At 70.8% G+C, this 18,134-nt stretch carries 16 protein-coding genes and 2 tRNA genes; 14 read left to right on the top strand and 4 right to left on the bottom strand.

Translation table 11 applies throughout. From position 1 onward, the window contains the following. Nucleotides 1-129: 129 nt before the first annotated feature. Nucleotides 130-2,214, bottom strand: a complete 2,085-nt coding sequence (locus ACZ60E_RS32070) for a hypothetical protein (protein WP_469444940.1) — start codon at nucleotides 2,212-2,214, stop codon at nucleotides 130-132. A gap of 310 nt (nucleotides 2,215-2,524) precedes the next feature. On the opposite strand from ACZ60E_RS32070, the gene proB reads away from it, so the two are divergent. The 5 genes from proB to ACZ60E_RS32045 all read left to right on the top strand — a co-directional run bounded on the left by proB (nucleotide 2,525) and on the right by ACZ60E_RS32045 (nucleotide 7,785). Continuing rightward, nucleotides 2,525-3,697 (top strand): glutamate 5-kinase, encoded by a 1,173-nt coding sequence (gene proB / locus ACZ60E_RS32065; RefSeq protein WP_384809246.1) that lies wholly within the window; start codon nucleotides 2,525-2,527, stop codon nucleotides 3,695-3,697. A gap of 279 nt (nucleotides 3,698-3,976) precedes the next feature. After that, nucleotides 3,977-4,435 carry a hypothetical protein gene (locus ACZ60E_RS32060; RefSeq protein WP_107016291.1) on the top strand — a complete coding sequence of 153 codons (459 nt, stop codon included), beginning with the start codon at nucleotides 3,977-3,979 and terminating at the stop codon, nucleotides 4,433-4,435. A 136-nt stretch (nucleotides 4,436-4,571) separates the two neighbouring features. Beyond that, nucleotides 4,572-5,858 carry a glutamate-5-semialdehyde dehydrogenase gene (locus ACZ60E_RS32055; RefSeq protein WP_469444937.1) on the top strand — a complete coding sequence of 429 codons (1,287 nt, stop codon included), beginning with the start codon at nucleotides 4,572-4,574 and terminating at the stop codon, nucleotides 5,856-5,858. A gap of 110 nt (nucleotides 5,859-5,968) precedes the next feature. Then, entirely contained in the window at nucleotides 5,969-6,559 is a 591-nt protein-coding gene (locus ACZ60E_RS32050) for an SCO2584 family spore wall biosynthesis protein (RefSeq protein WP_453793827.1), read from the top strand. 158 nt (nucleotides 6,560-6,717) lie between these two features. Beyond that, complete coding sequence (locus tag ACZ60E_RS32045) at nucleotides 6,718-7,785, top strand: SCO2583 family membrane protein (RefSeq protein ID WP_384809252.1); 1,068 nt, start codon at nucleotides 6,718-6,720, stop codon at nucleotides 7,783-7,785. 264 nt (nucleotides 7,786-8,049) lie between these two features. Here ACZ60E_RS32045 and ACZ60E_RS32040 read toward each other — a convergent pair whose 3' ends face one another. Further along, nucleotides 8,050-9,156, bottom strand: coding sequence for a M48 family metallopeptidase (locus ACZ60E_RS32040; protein WP_469444933.1), 1,107 nt, complete (start codon nucleotides 9,154-9,156; stop codon nucleotides 8,050-8,052). A gap of 116 nt (nucleotides 9,157-9,272) precedes the next feature. On the opposite strand from ACZ60E_RS32040, the gene ACZ60E_RS32035 reads away from it, so the two are divergent. The 9 genes from ACZ60E_RS32035 (at nucleotide 9,273) to ACZ60E_RS31995 (ending at nucleotide 14,693) form a co-directional block, all read left to right on the top strand. Next, entirely contained in the window at nucleotides 9,273-9,428 is a 156-nt protein-coding gene (locus ACZ60E_RS32035) for a hypothetical protein (RefSeq protein WP_210882676.1), read from the top strand. A 168-nt stretch (nucleotides 9,429-9,596) separates the two neighbouring features. Next, nucleotides 9,597-9,761: a hypothetical protein gene (locus ACZ60E_RS32030; protein WP_199854695.1), complete on the top strand. Its 165-nt coding sequence runs from the start codon at nucleotides 9,597-9,599 to the stop codon at nucleotides 9,759-9,761. 47 nt (nucleotides 9,762-9,808) lie between these two features. Further along, on the top strand, nucleotides 9,809-10,483 hold the full coding sequence (nadD, locus tag ACZ60E_RS32025) for a nicotinate-nucleotide adenylyltransferase (RefSeq protein ID WP_210882678.1): 675 nt from the start codon (nucleotides 9,809-9,811) through the stop codon (nucleotides 10,481-10,483). Nucleotides 10,484-10,499: 16 nt separating this feature from the next. Then, nucleotides 10,500-12,317: an LCP family protein gene (locus ACZ60E_RS32020; RefSeq protein ID WP_384809256.1), complete on the top strand. Its 1,818-nt coding sequence runs from the start codon at nucleotides 10,500-10,502 to the stop codon at nucleotides 12,315-12,317. 150 nt (nucleotides 12,318-12,467) lie between these two features. Beyond that, nucleotides 12,468-12,914: a ribosome silencing factor gene (rsfS, locus tag ACZ60E_RS32015; RefSeq protein WP_384809258.1), complete on the top strand. Its 447-nt coding sequence runs from the start codon at nucleotides 12,468-12,470 to the stop codon at nucleotides 12,912-12,914. Next, entirely contained in the window at nucleotides 12,911-13,630 is a 720-nt protein-coding gene (locus ACZ60E_RS32010; protein WP_384809260.1) for a histidine phosphatase family protein, read from the top strand. Before rsfS ends, ACZ60E_RS32010 begins: the two co-directional genes overlap by 4 nt. A 146-nt stretch (nucleotides 13,631-13,776) precedes the next feature. After that, nucleotides 13,777-13,849 (top strand) — tRNA-Ala (locus ACZ60E_RS32005). 426 nt (nucleotides 13,850-14,275) lie between these two features. Then, on the top strand, nucleotides 14,276-14,509 hold the full coding sequence (locus ACZ60E_RS32000) for a hypothetical protein (protein ID WP_010986886.1): 234 nt from the start codon (nucleotides 14,276-14,278) through the stop codon (nucleotides 14,507-14,509). Between the two features lie 111 nt (nucleotides 14,510-14,620). Further along, nucleotides 14,621-14,693: transfer RNA gene (locus tag ACZ60E_RS31995), tRNA-Ala, on the top strand. A gap of 128 nt (nucleotides 14,694-14,821) precedes the next feature. On the opposite strand, the gene ACZ60E_RS31990 is transcribed toward ACZ60E_RS31995, so the two are convergent. Together ACZ60E_RS31990 and ACZ60E_RS31985 are read right to left on the bottom strand one after the other, a co-directional pair. After that, nucleotides 14,822-16,447 (bottom strand): NADH-ubiquinone oxidoreductase-F iron-sulfur binding region domain-containing protein, encoded by a 1,626-nt coding sequence (locus ACZ60E_RS31990; protein ID WP_384809264.1) that lies wholly within the window; start codon nucleotides 16,445-16,447, stop codon nucleotides 14,822-14,824. Then, a complete protein-coding gene (locus ACZ60E_RS31985) occupies nucleotides 16,447-17,748 on the bottom strand; it encodes a cytochrome b/b6 domain-containing protein (RefSeq protein ID WP_384809266.1) in 1,302 nt (433 codons plus the stop codon). Before ACZ60E_RS31985 ends, ACZ60E_RS31990 begins: the two co-directional genes overlap by 1 nt. Nucleotides 17,749-18,134 lie beyond the last annotated feature (386 nt).

Genomic DNA, 18,134 nt, shown 5'->3' with positions numbered 1-18,134 from the left:
GCTGTCCAAGGGGCGCGGGGAACGGCGCGACAAGCCCCCACCGGGCCGCAGGTGACAGCGTGGCCGTGTGGGCAGCGCAAAGGCGTGGGGCCCGGAGACTTCTCCGGGCCCCACGCCTTTGTCGAGCCGCTACGCGTTGACCGCGTCCTCCGCCTCGCTCGCGTCCTGCGCCCCCTCCTCCGCCGCGTCCTCGGACGCGGACCGCGGGGAAGGGATCTCGGCCGCGAGGCGCGACTCCATGCGTACCCGCCGCTCGTCGGCCTTCGTGCACAGGTCGTCGATCGCCCCGTTGAAGCGGGCCATCGACGGCGGGTCGGACGGGCCGAGCAGGTGCTCCTTCAGTGCGGCACGGGCCGCCGTGAACTGGTCCTTCTCGGGACGGCGTACCGACTCCAGGAGCGCCGCCACACCCTCCGCGCCCGGCGCCAGCACCACACCCGCCGACACCGTCGGGAACCCCGTGCGGAACGCCGCCTCGGTCATCCCCGACGTGTTCGCCACCGCGTACGGCTTCTCGCTCGACAGCCAGTCGGAGACGACCGACGAGACGTCGCTGACCAGCAGGTCCGCCTGGTTGAAGCACGCGAAGATACCCGGCCGCGCGTCCGTGATGATCTGGTGCTCCCACTCCGGGAAGGACGCCCAGTACGCCTTCTCCCAGGCCAGCGTGGCCTCGGCGATGGCGGCCTCACGGTCGCCCCGGGGCGCGCCCTGGAGCAGCATGCGCTCCATTTCGTCGGCGCTGTTGCGGAAGTCGGTGGACGTCAGCTTGTCCAACTCGGCCGTGCGGCGCGTCAGTTCGGCCGCGGCACCGGCGTCGGGACGGGCGCCGGAGCGCAGCGCGGCGGCCTCGCGGATCATCGCCTTGATGCGTTCGTTCGCGGCGCCCGCGCGCAGGTCGACGGAGCCGGTCATCGGGTGCGGCTTGTAGAGGAGCCGTACCCCGTCGTCGGCCAGGAGCTGCCGGACGATGTTCTCGCCGGCCAGGACCACGGACGTGTTGCCGGGGTTGCCGTCCCAGCCCTCCCACGTGGGGGCGTACAGCACGGTCGTGAACGCGCCCGTCGGCGCCCCCGAGTAGGGGCGGATCGGCGCGAGCTGCGGCCGGCCGACCTCCACGATGTCCTTGTCCTCGACGCCGACCTCGGCCAGCGCGTACCGCTCGCGGGCCGCGGGCCCGGCCACCCACACCTCGTCGTACGCCTTCGCGTACGGGTTGCAGGAGGAGAGCTTGTCGCTCTCGCCGTGGTTGATGAAGGCGTGCTTGACCGTGGGGATGCGCAGGACCTGCGAGGTCTTCGCGGCGTTCGCCGGGTGCAGCATCATCTTCAGCGTCGAGTTCTCCAGCGAGAACATCGTCGAGACCTTCGGGAAGCAGATCACCGGCACGTCGGTGGCGTCGATCTTCTGCACCATGAACCGCTCGCGCAGCACGATCAACGGCTTCGCGTCGACCGCGGAGACCGTGGAGAGCCACATGTTCGCCTGGTACGCGGAGGTCGTGCCGCCGGAGAAGTACATGGCGACCGTCGGCCGGTAGTCGGCCAGCCACGCGTCCAGCCACTCCATGACCTTCTGCTCGCTCAGGGCGCGCTTCTTCGGCAGCAGCCAGGTGGCCAGCCACGCCGTGCCGCCGCCGATCAGCACGAGGGCGACGCCGAGGCCGATGGCGCCCCACAGGGCGTCCTCGGTGGCCGCGGTGACCATCAGGCCGATCGTGGTCGGGACGGAGAAGGTGAGCAGCCGGTGACCGGGGCGCCGGGCCAGGATGCGCGGCGGCGCGGTGGTCAGGCGCAGCGCGGACGCGTCGATGTTCCGGGTGACGATCGGCAGCGTACGGGTGCGGCGGACCATGACGGCGGCGGCCTGGCAGGCGAAGTGCAGGGCGTAGAAGGCGCACAGCCCGACCATCAGCGGCGCCTGCTCGTGCGTCGGGCTGATGCCGTCGATCCGCAGGAGCCCCACCAGGATGATCATGTCGCGCAGCAGCTGCCGGACCGTGGCGTCGAAGCGGACCTTGCCGAGCAGCGAGAGCAGCCCGGGATCCCGGTACTGCAGGAACACGTCGAGGGCGAGGCCGGCGGCGCTCGCGGCGACGAACACCGGGACGTTCGGCAGCAGAGCGGAGACGATCTGAGCCGTGAAGAGCGCGAACATCGAGAGCAGCGCGGAGAGCTGCACGATGCGGCGGGTGGCGAGTCCGGCGGAGGGCACGGAATGGGCTCCTGCGAGGGGTGCGGCGGATGGGGGAGGCGTGGAGGTCGGGCCTCGCCGTACCTCCCTGAAGCTCGTACGGGAGAGGCCGATCCCTGACCGTATGACCTCTGCGGGTCGCCTAGCAATCTTGCGTGAGAACTATCACCGGATTTGGGTTTAAAACGACGAGAAGCTGTGACGCTCCCTTCCCGCCCTCAGCGCGCGCCCCCGCCGGCCCGCCTCCCCGCGTCCGCCCCTCGAAACGCGGGGGCGTCGGCCACCCCCCGTCCCGTAGATTGCACGAACCGGACAGGTCGCGGGTCGGGCCATGGGAACGTTGGGAACATCGGGGTGCAGCGTGTCAGCGGCTAGGCGGGCGGCAAGCAGGCAGGGCGTCGTGGACGCCCGCAGGATCGTCGTCAAGGTGGGTTCCTCGTCCCTGACCACCGCGGCCGGAGGCCTCGACGCCGACCGCGTGGACGCCCTCGTCGACGTACTCGCCAAGAGCCGCGGCGGCGGCGAGCACGAGGTCGTCCTCGTCTCGTCCGGCGCCATCGCCGCCGGTCTCGCCCCGCTGGGCCTGCGCCGCCGCCCCAAGGACCTGGCCCGCCAGCAGGCCGCCGCCAGCGTCGGCCAGGGCCTCCTGGTCGCCCGCTACACCGCCTCCTTCGCCCGGTACGGCGTCCGGGTCGGCCAGGTGCTGCTCACCTCGGACGACATGAGCCGCCGCGCCCACCACCGCAACGCCTCCCGTACCCTCGACAAGCTCCTCGCGATGGGCGCCCTGCCGGTCGTCAACGAGAACGACACCGTCGCCACGGACGAGATCCGCTTCGGCGACAACGACCGCCTCGCGGCCCTCGTCGCCCATCTCGTCCGCGCGGACCTGCTCGTCCTGCTCTCCGACGTGGACGGCGTGTACGACGGCGACCCCAGCCGACCCGGTACGTCGCGGATAGCGGAGGTACGCACTCCGGCCGACCTCGCCCACGTCGACATCGGCAGTACGGGCAAGGCGGGCGTCGGTACCGGAGGCATGGTCACCAAGGTCGAGGCGGCCCGGATCGCCGCCGCGGCCGGCATCCCGGTGGTGCTGACGAGCGCGGTGCACGCCGCCGACGCCCTCGCCGGACGGGACACCGGCACGTACTTCCACGCCACCGGCCGCCGCTCCGCCGACCGGCTGCTGTGGCTCCAGCACGCGTCGACCCCGCAGGGCGCCCTCGTCCTGGACGACGGTGCCGTGCGCGCGGTCGTCGAGCGGCGCACGTCCCTGCTGCCCGCGGGCATCGCGGCCGTCGAGGGCGACTTCACCGCCGGTGACCCCGTCGAACTGCGCGACGGCACGGGGCGGGCGGTCGCCCGGGGCCTGGTCAACTTCGACGCCAAGGAGATCCCGCAGCTGATCGGGCGCTCCACGCACGACCTGGCCCGCGAGCTGGGCCCCGCGTACGAGCGCGAGGTCGTGCACCGGGACGACCTGGTGCTGCTGAATCCGTGAACGGGACGCCCTGAAGGGGTCCGCGGGGGCCCGGAGGGGCCCGGAGCGGTGTCCACCGGACGTCCACCGGCGTACGCCCGGCGCTCCGCCCGTCAACAGGGCCCCGGCCGAAAAGGGTGGGGAACGGTGGACAAAGCCCCTGCCCGGAGGTGGACCTTCGGTAAAAGTGCCACGCGGCGCCTTCCCACCTGCTCAACTTTGTCTCAGGGAGACCCCCTCAGTCCGATCAGTCGACAGTCCGAGCGGACCCACTGCGTGAAGGAGGCCGTCGTGAGACGAGTGCGCCCTGGGGCGGCGGCGTCCCGCAGTCTTGGCGGCTCGCGCGCGGCCGGCGAGGAGCGTGCGCTCACCAGCGTCGCCGCCGGTGAGATGTACGAGGCGGAGGAGCCGCAGGACCTGCCGAGGCTGTGGCACGTCACGCTCAGCGTCTCGGGCGGCGAGGCCCCGCTCAAAGAGGTCAGGCGCGGCCTGGAACAGCTCGCCCACGACCACCCCTTTCTGCTGACCAGCCGGTACGCCAACGACCATGCGGAGATCCGCTACTGGGAGGAGGCCCGCGACCTGCACGACGCGGCCGCGGTCGCGCTGCGGCTGTGGGGCGAGCACCGCCAGACCGCGAAGCTGCCTCCGTGGGAGATCGTCGGCCTGGAGGTCATCGACCGCGAGACCTACCACCAGCGGATCGCGGAGGGCTACGGGCCGCTGCCGGCCACCCCGGTGGGCGTCCACCCGTTCTGACCGCGGTGGCCCCTGCCCCCGAGGCCGCTGCCTCCGTGGTCCTTGGGGCACACGCTTTCTACGGCCATTTCAGGACCTGTCTCGCGGTGTGGGACAACGGCTGAACAGCTCTCGCGGGCGCACTACCCTGCGGGTTATGACCACGCTCTCGCCGTACGACTCGATGTCCCCGGTCACCCAGGCCGCCTACCGGGCCAAGAACGCTGCCGCCGACCTCGCCCCGCTGCCGCGCGCCGAGAAGGACGACGCGCTGCTCGCGATCGCGGACGCCCTTGAGGTCCGTACGAGCGAGATCGTCGAGGCCAACGCCAAGGACGTCGAGCGCGCCCGCGAGGCCGGCACCAGCGAGACCGTCATCGACCGGCTGACGCTCACCCCCGAGCGGATCCGCGCGATCGCCTCCGACGTACGCGACGTGGTGGCGCTGCCCGACCCGGTCGGCGAGGTCGTCCGCGGCTCGACCCTGCCGAACGGCATCGACCTGCGCCAGGTCCGTGTCCCGCTCGGCGTCGTCGGCATCATCTACGAGGCCCGCCCGAACGTGACGGTCGACGCCGCCGCCCTGTGCCTGAAGTCCGGCAACGCGGTGCTGCTGCGCGGCTCGTCCTCGGCGTACGAGTCCAACTCCGCCCTCGTCCGCGTCCTGCGCGACGCCGTCGGCGGCTCGGGCCTGCCCGCCGACGCCGTCCAGCTCGTACCGGGCGACAACCGCGAGTCCGTACGGGAGTTGATGCGCGCCCGGGGCCTCGTCGACGTACTCATCCCGCGCGGCGGCGCCTCGTTGATCCGCACGGTCGTCCAGGAGTCCACCGTCCCGGTCATCGAGACCGGCACCGGCAACTGTCATGTCTACGTCGACGCGCACGCCGACCTCGACATGGCGATCGACATCCTGATCAACTCCAAGGCGCAGCGGCCCAGCGTCTGCAACGCCGCCGAGACGCTCCTCGTCCACCAGGACATCGCGCCCAGGTTCCTGCCGCTCGCCCTCGACGCCCTCGCGGAGGCCGGCGTCACCGTGCACGGTGACGAGCGCGTCCTCGCGTACGGCGAGGACTCCAAGGCCACCGTCGTCGAGGCGACGACCGAGGACTGGGAGACCGAGTACTTGTCGTACGACATCGCGGCGGCCGTCGTCGACTCGCTGGAGCGGGCCGTCGACCACATCCGGCTGTGGACCTCCGGGCACACCGAGGCGATCGTCACCACCTCGCAGCAGGCGGCCCGCCGCTTCACCCAGCTGGTCGATTCGACGACGGTGGCCGTGAACGCGTCCACGCGCTTCACCGACGGCGGCCAGTTCGGCTTCGGCGCCGAGATCGGCATCTCCACGCAGAAGCTGCACGCGCGGGGGCCCATGGGGCTGCCGGAACTGACGAGCACCAAGTACATCGTCACGGGCGACGGGCACATCCGGCGCTGACCGCGTCCGGCGCCGGGCACCCCGGGCCGCCCCGGCGCCGGCCGTCTCGCCAGGCGGGAGAATTTCCTTACGGTCTGCCCAAATTGACCACCCCGGTCTACTCTGGATCCGTGCCGGAGGACGTGGGGGGCACGCCGTTCCCTGACGGCTGGGAGCCCGACGACGACCGCGACCGCGGGGGTGCGGACGAAGAGTTCGCCTCCGTGGTCTTCGACGAGGCCTTCGTGCGGGCGGCGACCGTGCACGAGCCGACCGCCGTGGAGCGCCTCCTGGCCGCCGCGCAGGCGAGAGCGGAGGCCTCCGAGGCCGAGGCCCGCCGGGCGCGCACCCGGGGCCTGCGAGGGGACGACGAGCTCTACGAGGACGGGTTCGGCCCCGACGGACCGGGCGATTTCGGCCACGACCCCGATCTGGACGACCTCGACGACCGTGACGTCCTGCACGGCCGCTACGGCCACCCCGGCACCTACGGCAAGCAGGCCCGCTGGCACCGCCCCGTGGCCTGGATGCTCGCCCTCGTCATGGGCATCGGCATGGTCGCGCTGGCGTTCGCGGCGGTCTACCGGGGCGCCTCGTCGAGCAGCGGGGACCAGGTCCCGCCGCCCGCCTCCACCGGCCTCGAACAGGGCGGCGGTGTGGGCCCCTCGGCCTCCGCCGACTACTCGCCGCCGGCCGCCTCGGCGGTGCCTCGCACGCCCTGACGGTTCTGGCCGGGACAAGGGCCGGAACAGGTTTGAAACGGCTCTCCCGCAGCGTGCCGGGCTGCTCCGGGAGCTGATGGCGAATGTGGTGAGAACCTGTCAGAACTTGTCGTGTAGCAGGGCGTTTACCTGAGGTCCAGGAGACCTACTCTGAAAGTATGGGCAGTCCTGGAGACCCACCGGAGGGGACATCCGAGGGTGTACCCGGCGGTGGCGAGGAGGAGTACCGGTCCGTCGTCTTCGACGAATCGTTCGTCCGCGCTGCCCGCCTCCAGGAGTTCTCCGCGCAGGAGCGGATCGGCGACCACACCCCGGCCGTCCGCCGCCGCCCCCCGATGCGACGGGGTCTCTCCCGGCAGGCCCTGGTCCTCGTCGTCCTGATCGCCGTGGCGTTCGGCACGGCGATCTACATGGGCGTACGCCATCCGTACCAGACCCCCGTCGCGAAGCATCCCGAACCACTGCGCATGACGGTGATCCCGCTCGCGCCCCAGAGCCGCGTGCCCGGTTCGGCCGATGTCGAGGACCTGTACGCGCACAGCCCCGCCGACCAGTTCCGCATAGGCGCCGACGGCATCACGCTGCCCGCCTCGCGGCGCACCGCGCACTTCTCCGACAGCCAGATCGTCACCGCGCTGACCACGGCGAAGGACTACCTCGTCGAGTCCGCGCTCGACCCGGACGTCCTCACCGGCGGCGCCAGCCGGTCGGTGCGGATCCTGCTCGACCCGCAGCAGCTCGACCAGTTCGACCAGAGCTTCCGCAGCCCCACCGCGGACGGGCGGCACGCGCCCACCGGGTGGCTGGTGCGCTTCGACCCGGCGCAGGCCGAGCTGGCCGACACGAAGATCCGGGTGCAGGGCACGCTGGCCGCGGCGGAGACGGACTCCGACACGCTTGAGGTCAGCGCCGACCACACGTTCGTGTACGCGCTGCGGCCCACCGGGTCCGACGAGAAGGCCGCGGCCTCGCTGTTCACCGTCCGGCGTGAGCTGCACTTCCGGTTCGACCGGGACGATCTGCGGATGCACCAGGCCGAACTGCTCGTCTCCTACGTCCAGGCCGGGCCGCTGGCCTGTGCGGAGGACGCGACGAACCAGTTGCATCCGCTGCTGGCGGGGGAGACGGCCAAGGCCGGTGGGCCCGCCGGGACGGATCCGTTCGCCACGGGGAGTGCCACGTCGTTGTGCGGGTCGTTGGCGGCCAGCGCACAACCCAAGCTGTGAGCTCCGCTGATCGGGGTGCGTGGTGATCCGCGGGCCCGGTGGGGGCTTGTCGCGCCGTTCCTCGCGCCCCTCAGGGGGTGGGGGCGCGGCGGTGTTGTGACCTGTCGGCCCGGTGGGGGCTTGTCGCGCCGTTCCCCGCGCCCCTGACGGGCGGGGCGGCGGGGTGGCGTTTTGACCTGCGGGTTCGGTGGGGGCTTGGCGCGCCGTTCCTCGCGCCCCTGAGGGGGCAGCCCTCAAGGCTGCCCCCTCAGGGGCGCCGGGTCGTCAGGGGGTGTCGGTCGGCGGGGTGTCCTCCGGGTCGTCCGTGCGTGGGCGGTCCTTCGTGGTGCTGCTCGTGCTGCTGCCGGTCGCGAAGCCGCCGAAGCCGCGTCGTACCCGGCCGCCGAGGTCGCCCGCGCCGCCCGCGATGTCGCTGACCAGCTTCATCAGCGGGTCCTTGGAGTTCTTCACGTCCGTGGCGTAGCTGGCCGCCGACTGGCGGAAGGAGTCCGTGACCGACGTGTCGCCGTCCTCGTCGCGCCGCGGGTAGTGGCCGTCCATGATCCGCTGGTGGTCGCGGGACTCCGCCCACTTCTTCAGCTCGGCCGCCCGGACCGTGGTGAAGGGGTGGGAGCGGGGCATCACGTTCAGGATCTTCAGCACGGAGTCGCGGAGGTCGCCGCCGGCCTCGTACTCCTCGGCCTGGGCGAGGAACGCGTCCACGTTCATCTCGTGCAGGTGGTTGCCGCCCGCGATCTTCATCAGGCCGCGCATCGAGGCCTGCAGGTCCTGGCCGACCAGCAGTCCCGCCCGGTCGGCGGACAGCTCGGACTTGCGGAACCACTCGCGCAGGGCGGTCACGATCGCCATGATCGCGAGGTTGCCGAGGGGGATCCACGCCACGCGCAGGGCGAGGCTGGTGAGGAAGAGCAGGATCGTGCGGTAGACGGAGTGGCCGGACAGCGCGTGGCCCACCTCGTGGCCGATGACCGCCCGCATCTCCTCCTCGTCGAGCAGCTCGACGAGTCCGGTGGTGACGACGATGATCGGCTCGTCCAGGCCGATGCACATCGCGTTCGGCTGGGGGTCCTGGTTCACGTACATCGGCGGGACCTTGTCGAGGTCCAGGATGTAGCACGCGTCGCGCAGCATCACGTTCAGGTGGGCGAACTGGGCGTCCGAGACACGCACCGAGTCCGACAGGAACAGCAGCCGCAGGCTGCGCTCCGGGAGCAGGCCGCTGAGCGCCTTGAAGACCGTGTCGAAGCCGGTGAGCTTGCGCAGGGCGACCAGGGCCGAGCGGTCCGCGGGGTGCTCGTACGCCCGGGAGGAGATCCCCTCGAAGCGCCTGCGCTGCCTGCTCGGTACGTTCTCGTGGCTTTCTTCTGGCATGTGGTCCCCCATGCGTTTGGTTGCCTTCTGTGCCCCCAAGGCGGGGACCAGCCTAGGCGGAGATACCTTGGACGGGCAGTACAGCGAAGGAGCAGTACGTCAAGGAGTAGTACGTCATGGAGCATTCCCCCGGATCGTGGCTCGTCGAGGCCGCGAGTGCCGCCCAGGAGCAAGGGGCGGGCAATCTCCTCCGCATCGTGCTGATCGTGATGGTCGTCGGATGTGGGCTGGCCGCCTGGTTCCTTTTGCGCGGCTACAAACGGGACGACTGAGACCCCGCGGAAGGTTCCCGGCCCGCCGGAGCCGAACTCCCCAACGGCGGAGTCGGAGTGATGGCGCGGAGGCCCGCCGCTTACGATGTGCGGAAGTCTTTATCCCGCTCTCCCCCACTCTCGACTGCGCTCGGGCGGGGGGACCCCCATGGATAGGTCCTGCTGAAGATGAGCTTCCACAGCACCGCTGCCCAGTTGGTCACACTTGCCGCCGAGGGCGAGGAGCACGGCGGCAACCACGAGAGCCTGAACCCCCTGTTCGTCGGCGGTGGAGCCTTTCTCGCCCTCCTGCTACTGCTGTGGATCACCACCCGCTTCAACCGGGACCGCTGACGGCCGCGCGACAGAGCCCGTCGTCCGGGCCGGTAGGGTCTGCACGCATGGGAGAGCAGGACATGCCTACCGGTCCGGCGGGCGTCGTGGCACACGACGCACGGCGTGGCACGGGTAACGGACCGTCGAACCCGGGCAAGCGCCGCCTCGGTGTCATGGGCGGAACGTTCGACCCGATCCACCACGGACACCTCGTGGCCGCCAGTGAGGTCGCCGCGCGGTTCCACCTCGACGAGGTGGTGTTCGTACCGACCGGACAGCCGTGGCAGAAGACCGACCGCAAGGTCTCGCCGGCCGAGGACCGCTATCTGATGACGGTCATCTCGACGGCCGAGAACCCGCAGTTCTCCGTGAGCCGCATCGACATCGACCGCGGCGGTCCCACCTACACCACGGACACGCTGCGCGACCTGCGCATGCTCAACCCCGACACGGATCTGTTCTTCATCACCGGCGCCGACGCGCTCGGCCAGATCCTCACCTGGCGCGACCACGACGAACTGTTCTCCCTCGCGCACTTCATCGGGGTCACCCGGCCCGGCCACATACTGACCGACACCGGTCTGCCCGAGGGCGGTGTCTCGCTCGTCGAGGTTCCCGCGCTCGCCATCTCGTCCACGGACTGCCGGGTCCGGGTCGCGAAGGGTGACCCGGTCTGGTACCTGGTGCCGGACGGTGTCGTGCGCTACATCGACAAGCGTGAGCTGTACCGCGGCGAGTGAGCCGAGAGGGGCACCGGTGAACGACCGATACGACGCTGGGTACGGAGGCGACCAGTACGAACTCGTCGGCTACGACGAGTTCGGGCAGCCCGTGTACCGGCAGGTACCGCAGCCGGGGCAGTCTCCGCAGCACCCTCAGTACTCTCCGCAACAGGACGAGTACGGCTCGTACGACCCCTACGGCGGACAGGCGCAGGGACAGACGCAGGGACAGGTTCCGGGGCAGGCGCCCGCGCAGGGTTACGGGCAGGACTACAGCCAGGACTACGGGCAGCAGCAGGGTTACGGGCAGGGCTACGGCTACGACCCGTACGCGACGGGCCAGCAGGCGGGTCAGCAGGCCGGTCAGCAGACAGGGCATCACGCAGGGCAGCAGGCGGCGCCCGTGGTGTCGTACGACACCGGTCAGCAGCAACCTGTGGCGCCCCATGACACAGGCCGGCAGCAGCCCCAGGTGGCCGAGCAGACCGCCTACATCCCGCAGCAGGCGGGCCCCGCGAAGGACGCGGCCCCCGCACCCGCACCCGTACCGCCGGAGGGCGACGAGGGGGCGGGCGAACCCGACTACCGCACCGAGCAGTTCGCGTTCGTCGAGGAGCAGCCCGAGCAGTCCGAGGACGTCATCGACTGGCTCAAGTTCACCGAGAACCGCACCGAGCGGCGCGAGGAGGCCAAACGCCGCGCGCGCGGCCGGGTGGTCGCCCTCGTCGTCGTCCTCGCGATGGTCGTGGTGGGCGGGGCGGGCTACCTCTGGTTCGCCGGGAAGCTGCCCGGGTCGTCGTCGGAGGCGAAGGGCGGCACGACCACCGCCGCGGGTGCCCAGAAGCGTGACGTGATCGTCGTCCATCTGCACAACACCAAGGGCAGCGGCACCTCGACGGCCCTCCTCGTCAACAACACCACCACGAAGCAGGGCACCACGGTCCTGCTGCCCAACTCCCTCGCCCTGACGGACGACGACGGCGGCGCGACCACCCTCTCCAAGTCGGTCGACGACGACGGTTCCTCGGGGACGCGCGACGAGCTCGACACCGTGCTCGGCACGGACATCGAGGGCACCTGGCGCCTGGACACCCCGTACCTGAACAACCTGGTCGAGCTCGTCGGCAACATCGACATCGACACCGACGCGGACGTGCCGGACCCCGAGGCGAAGAAGAAGGGCGAGGCACCCCTCGTCAAGAAGGGCGAGCAGCAGACGCTCAGCGGCAAGATGGCCGTCGCGTACGCCACGTACCGCGCCTCCGGGGAGTCGCAGAACGCGCAGCTGCAGCGGTTCGGGCAGGTCATGCAGGGCGTGCTGCGCAAGCTGTCGTCCGACGAGCAGGCCGCCACGACCACCGTGCAGACGCTCGCGCAGATCCTCGACCCCTCGCTCACCGACAAGGACCTGGGCGCGTTCCTCGCCAAGCTCGCGGACCGCGCCAAGGAGGGTGACTTCAAGACCGCACTGCTGCCCGTCCAGACGGACGGCCGGCTCAGCACGCAGGCGAGCGACAGCGTGGTCAAGGACGTCCTCGGCGGTGCTGCCAGGAGCCCCGAGGAGGGCGCCGCCGTCCAGGTGGGCATCCGCAACGCCACGGCCGACAAGGACGCCACCGAGAAGGCCAGGGTCGTGCTGCTCAACGGCGGCTACACCTTCGTCGACGGCGGTACGGCCGACGTCGCGCAGGCGGTGTCCGAGATCACATACGCCGACGCCGCCAAGAAGGAGGACGCGACGGAGGTCGCCAAGACACTCGGCCTGCCGACGACCTCCGTGAAGAAGGGCAAGGTCACCTCGAACGCGGACGTCTCGGTGGTGCTCGGCCAGGACTACAAGGTGGGCGAATAGTCCCCGTCCCCACGGGCTCGCGGGCCCGTGGGGACGGGTTCCCCGGGCCCGCGGGAAGATCCATTCGACGCGTGGGGTGCCGTCGGCGGTCCGTGAGACCCTTGGGGTATGACCCCCCGGGGTTCCTGACCGCCTACGGAAAGCCTTGTAGTGACCGCCACTGACCGTTCTGTCGAGCTCATCACCACCGCCGCGCAGGCGGCCGCCGACAAGCTCGCGCACGACATCATCGCGTACGACGTCAGCGACGTGCTGTCGATCACGGACGCCTTCCTGCTGGCCTCCGCGCCCAACGACCGCCAGGTCAAGTCGATCGTCGACGAGATCGAGGAGCGCCTGAACAAGGAGCTCGGCACGAAGCCGGTGCGCCGTGAGGGCGACCGCGACGCCCGCTGGATCCTGCTGGACTACGTCGACATCGTCGTGCACGTCCAGCACAGCGAGGAGCGCGTGTTCTACGCGCTGGAGCGGCTCTGGAAGGACTGTCCCGAGCTGGACCTGCCCGCCGACGCCAAGGCCACGCGGGGCAAGGCCGCCGAGCACGCCCAGCTCCAGGACGCGGAGGACGCCGCAGAGCTGCGCGGAGAACTTCGATGACCGCCGGCACGGAACGTGCGGCGACGGACGACGAGCCGCTGTCCGACGACAAGCCGCTGTCCGACGCCGGACGCAAGGCGGGCCGGGGCCGCCGCGTCATCCTGTGGCGCCACGGCCAGACGCTGTGGAACGTGGAGCGCCGCTTCCAGGGCACCACGGACGTCGAGCTGACCGAGACCGGCGTGGGCCAGGCCCGCCGCGCCGCCCGGCTGCTCGCGTCCCTGAAGCCCGACGCGATCGTCGCCTCGGACCTGAAGCGGGCGGCGAACACCGCGGCCGAGCTGTCCGCGCTCACCGGCCTCGACGTGACGCACGACGAGGGCCTGCGCGAGACCTACGCGGGCCTCTGGCAGGGCCTGACGCACGAGGAGATCATCGCGCGGTACGGCGACCAGTACGCGGGCTGGAAGCGCGGCGAGCCGGTCCGCAGGGGCGGCGGCGAACTGGAGACCGAGGTCGCCGACCGGGCGGCCCCCGTGGTGCTCCGGCACGCCGAGAAGCTGCCCGACGACGGCACCCTCGTGGTCGTCAGCCACGGCGGCACCATCCGTACCACCATCGGCCGCCTCCTCGGTCTGGAGTCGCAGCACTGGGAAAGCCTCGGCGGCCTCTCCAACTGCTGCTGGTCCGTCCTCGGCGAGGGCGCCCGCGGCTGGCGCCTCCTGGAGCACAATGCGGGGACCCTGCCGGAGCCGGTACTGGGCGACGACGACTAGATCCTCCGGCCGGCACGCGTGGGCCCGCCCGCGCAGGCCGGAGGATCTTGTCCCGGTGCCCCTCGGCACCGGATTTCACTTTCCGGCTGGTCGCAGGCTAAAGTTTCTCTTGTTCCGCCGCCGGGAAAGCGGCCGGGACACCGCAAGGGGCTATAGCTCAGTTGGTAGAGCGCCTGCATGGCATGCAGGAGGTCAGGAGTTCAATTCTCCTTAGCTCCACAGGTAGATGATCCCGTCCCCGTCAGGGGGCGGGATCTTTCGTTGACCTGTCTTCGCAGCGTGTTGAGTCACTTGGGCCTCCCCGGGCGTATACCTCTTCGAACGCACTGCTCGTCGTTTGCGCTGGCCGCGCCCACTGCGGCAGGTGCCGTGTCCGGACTGGTACGAAGGCGTCGCTGACCGTATTGCTCCGGCCGTGGCAGAATCAAACGGCCGGAAGGGGGCGCGACCCGACGGGAGGGAGTGGCGATGCCTGCGAGCATCCTCGGGAAGGTCGACGACCTTTCCGAATCCGAGGTGGTACGGGACCCGATCACGCGCCTCGACCGCCCTTCCTGCGCTTCGGCCCACGTTGCCCAAGTCCTCGGCGACAACGGAGGAGTTCCCTACGTGTGCACGGCCTGCGGCCACAGCTGGAGCTGATCGATGGGTGCGCACAGGCGAAAGTGCGATTGGTGCGGCAGTGGCACGCCGATCGTCCGCGACATGGAACCGGTCAACCACGACTACCAGTACTGGTGCGAGGAATGCGCACGGGCGCTGATCATAAAAGGCGACCCCATCGAGACGTACCGCGAGCTGGAGGGCGAGCCGATCTACGGCCGGCTCCTCGACGAGCACTGCACGCTCAAGCGCTTCTACTCGTTCGCCACTGCCTGATCCGGTCGGGGCGTCCCCGGCCCGGGCCGCGGCCGGGAAACGATTTGGTGGTGCGCGGAGGGACCGGTAATGTTGGCGTCGCCGCCGGGGAGACCCGGTGGGACACCGCAAGGGGCTATAGCTCAGTTGGTAGAGCGCCTGCATGGCATGCAGGAGGTCAGGAGTTCAATTCTCCTTAGCTCCACAGCAGATGAAGCGGGCCATCCGATCAGGATGGCCCGCTTCTTTGTGTAGTGATGCCTCCGCGGACCGGCGTACAGAGGTCTGCGGGTGCGGCGGCCCGGGCTGCCGGGCCGCCGGTGGGTCAGGTCGTCAGCGACCGCGGCCCAGTGCGCGACGGCCGCCCCCGCCGCCCTCGCGTACCGCGGGCAGGTTCTGCCGGGGGGCCGCTCCGCGGGTGTCCTCCTCCAGGCGCAGGGCGAGTGCCGGGCAGCGTCGTACGGCCCGCAGCGCCTTCGCCTCCGCGTACCGGGGCACGCCCGCCTGTGCGACCGTCGGGAAGCCGTCGGCGCCCAGCTGGAAGACCTCCGGGAGGATGTCCGCGCACAGGCCGTGCCCGCGGCAGAGCGTCCAGTCGACGTAGATCTTCTGGCGGCTGGCGCCCTGCTCCTCCTCGGGCTGCGCGGCGCCCGGGATGCCGGTGGGCAGCTGGCCGCCCTCGAAGAGCGGCAGAACGCCCTCCACGGGCCGTCCGCAGCCGTTGCCGAGGACATGGGCGGCCAGGTCGTCCGTGAAGGCCTTGATGGTCGACTCCAGGAACATCGCGGAGCCGTCCGGATGGGAGCAGGCGCCGCGCCGCTTCACGGCGTTGGCGACCTGCTTGAGCGCCTCCAGGGCGGCCGGACCGCCGCCGTTGAGGATGTCTTCCATGCCGCGGGCCGCCGCCGGCAGTCCGAGGTAGCAGGGGCCGCACTGGCCGGCGCTCTCCTCGGCCAGCCACTGGGCCACGCGCAGCGACTCGCCCAGCGGGCAGGTCGACTGGCTGATCGGGAGGATCGCGCCGGCGCCGAGGGCACCGCCCACCGCGGCCAGCGAGTCGCGCGAGACGATCGCCTCGTTGACCGTCGCGGAGTCCAGCCACTTGCCGTGGTAACCGCCGGTCAGCACACCCTGCGGGACGGGCGGGGCACCGGCCAGCTGCAGGATGTAGCGCAGCGGAACACCGGTCGGGGCCTCGATCACCATGGGCCGGGCGACCGCTCCGGAGACGGTGAGCATGACGGTGCCCGGCTCGTCGTACAGGCCGGTGTTGCCGTAGCGCTCCGCGCCGATGCGGGCACCGATCGCCAGCTGGGCGAACGTCTCGGCGTTCGACAGCAGCGTGGGAGCGCCGCCGACGCCGTTCTGCGAGGCGCTGGTCTTGCGGCCCGGCGGGATCGCGGGGCCGCCGTCGATGGAGCGGACCAGCGAGGCCGCCGCTCCGGTCACCATCCGCACCGGGTTGCGCTGCACCCGCGCGCGGATGGTCGCGTTGCGCCGGTTGGTCAGCCCGCGCTCGGCGAGCGCCGCCTCCATCGACCGCTGGCAGGATTCACGTGTCACTCCGATGACCAGCGTGCGGGCGCCCAGGGCCTCCGCGACCAGCAGGGCACCGTCCAGGATCAGATGCGGGGCACGGTTGATCATCACCGTGTCCTTGCGGCAGGCGGGCTCGTCCTCGCTGCCGTTGACGACGACCACAGGGCGTACGCCCCGGCGGATCGCCGCCTCGGCGACCGACCGGAGCTTCTTGTGGAACGGGAAGCCCGCGCCGCCACGGCCCTTCAGGTTGATCCGTTCGGAGAGCTGCGCGAGCTGCTCCCCGCCCATGGGCTCAAGCGGCCCGTGCACCTTCAGGTGCATGGGCAGGTCGAGTCTCTCGACGAGATCGAAACCGGAGGTGAGCTGGGGAAGGCCCACCACTCGGACTTCGGGGACGTCGGGAAGGGCCTCGTTCACTAAAAGCCTCCGGAAGGCGCGTTCCAGGGTTCGCCGTTGCTCGGTGCCTCGTAGGAACCGGGCAGCGTTTCAGTGGCGGGACCGCTGTTGTACGTGTCATTCGGGTTGTACGTACCGAGGGGGTCGTTCGTCTCACCGGTGTTGTACAAGTCACTTCCGCCGTACGAGGCGCCCGGCGGGGGAGTGTCGTACGACACGGGAGTGAACGTGCCCGTGTCGTAGTTGGGCCCGTCGGTGCGCGGCGGGGCCTGGTAGAGCGGCGGCGAGGGGGCCGGCCAGCGGGGACCGCCGCTGTCGTCGGTGCGGGGCATCGCCTGCGTGGGCTGCATGTCCATCGGGACCTGCATGGGCCGGGTCGGGTCGACGGCCAGCGGGTCCTGCGCGCGCGGGCTGGACGTGGCCCGGTAGGCGGCCGCGAAGCCGCCGGTGTCGGTGAGCGACCCGGTGTCGGTGAACGAGCTGGTGTCCGGGAAGCCGGCGCGCTGGGGAGAGGCGTTCCGCTGCTGGGGGACCGGCTGGTCGGGGAAGCCGGGCCGGCCGCCGCCGCGCGGAGCCTCGCGCGAGGGCTCCTGGGCACGGCGTGCCGGGGGCTCCTCGCGGAAGCCCCTGTTGTTGCCGTTGTCGAGCAGGGCCAGGACGCGCTTGGCGAACTTGCGCTTGAACGACAGGGGGGCCGCGCGAAGGGCCAGCGCCCCCATCACGGCGACCAGGGCGAGGCTGTAGAGGATCACGAAGACCGGCTTCGCCTCGCGGCCCGCGAACAGGCCGTGGACCAGGGCCGCGCACCAGGCGGGGTAGGCCAGCATGTGCACCGCGCGCCAGCGGGCGGCGACCTCCGCGGGGGACGCGAACCTGCTGCGCAGCGCGCCGGTGAGAGCGGTGAAGACCATCAGGAGGCCGGCCAGGGAGCCGAATCCGATGAGCTGGCCGGTGCCGGTGACACCCAGGCCGAAGGGGACGAAGACCGCGATCGCGTCGACGTGGTCGAGGAAGAGCTTGACCGTGACGTGCAGCACCAGGAAGCCGACCGAACTGACCGCGGTCGTCCGGTGTACGGCCTGGGCTATCAGGCGCTGGCGGGTGTTGAGGAAGACCCGGTCGGTGGCGACCAGTCCCCAGAGGACCGAGCAGGTCAGGGCGACGAGGGACAGCACGCCCGCGCCGAAGTTGATGAAGTCGCGGAACGCGTCACCTCCGACCACGACGCTGACGGGTATGAGCAGCAGAACGGCAGCCATCACTCCGCCCTGGACCGAGCGACTCGGCCGGGAGAGCGTGCTGTTGTTGCGGCGAGAGTTCATGGGGCAACTCCGAACAGTTCGGGAAAGCGGTCCCGCTGCCGCACTCTAGGTCGACGCATACCGAGGAGTACGAGGTTTGAGTTATATCGCTGTTATCAAAGGGCGGCGAGGGAGTTGTGATGTCCCTTAGCGGCCCTTACGCGAAGTAACCTTTGACCTTTGTCCAGCGTTTGCCGGTGCGGCGCGGGGAGCGACACTCAGTGCCGGAGCGTAGCCGAAAGCGCGTCGCGCCCCGCTCGGCCGCTGCGGTACCCTGACGCCATGCGTGCCGTACGCCTTCTGCTTAGTGAGCCGCGCTGATCACACCCGGTCGTCGGAAATCCGCGACCGGCATCGGCGCGGCGCCCCCTCCTGTGTGAGGGGTTTTTTCATTTCCTGAGCCGCTG

Source organism: Streptomyces sp. NPDC102514 (genome assembly GCF_055584525.1).
Note: the sequence above shows the minus strand (reverse complement) of the source record. Positions and strands in the feature narration are given on the sequence as shown.

Coding starts and splice junctions, on each gene's coding strand:
- ACZ60E_RS32055 (WP_469444937.1), top strand. CDS start 4,572: ATGACCACGCTCTCGCCGTACGACTCGATGTCCCCGGTCACCCAGGCC.
- proB (WP_384809246.1), top strand. CDS start 2,525: ATGGGAACGTTGGGAACATCGGGGTGCAGCGTGTCAGCGGCTAGGCGG.
- ACZ60E_RS32035 (WP_210882676.1), top strand. CDS start 9,273: ATGGAGCATTCCCCCGGATCGTGGCTCGTCGAGGCCGCGAGTGCCGCC.
- ACZ60E_RS32000 (WP_010986886.1), top strand. CDS start 14,276: ATGGGTGCGCACAGGCGAAAGTGCGATTGGTGCGGCAGTGGCACGCCG.
- nadD (WP_210882678.1), top strand. CDS start 9,809: ATGGGAGAGCAGGACATGCCTACCGGTCCGGCGGGCGTCGTGGCACAC.
- ACZ60E_RS32030 (WP_199854695.1), top strand. CDS start 9,597: ATGAGCTTCCACAGCACCGCTGCCCAGTTGGTCACACTTGCCGCCGAG.
- ACZ60E_RS32045 (WP_384809252.1), top strand. CDS start 6,718: ATGGGCAGTCCTGGAGACCCACCGGAGGGGACATCCGAGGGTGTACCC.
- ACZ60E_RS32010 (WP_384809260.1), top strand. CDS start 12,911: ATGACCGCCGGCACGGAACGTGCGGCGACGGACGACGAGCCGCTGTCC.
- ACZ60E_RS31985 (WP_384809266.1), bottom strand. CDS start 17,748: ATGAACTCTCGCCGCAACAACAGCACGCTCTCCCGGCCGAGTCGCTCG.
- ACZ60E_RS32040 (WP_469444933.1), bottom strand. CDS start 9,156: ATGCCAGAAGAAAGCCACGAGAACGTACCGAGCAGGCAGCGCAGGCGC.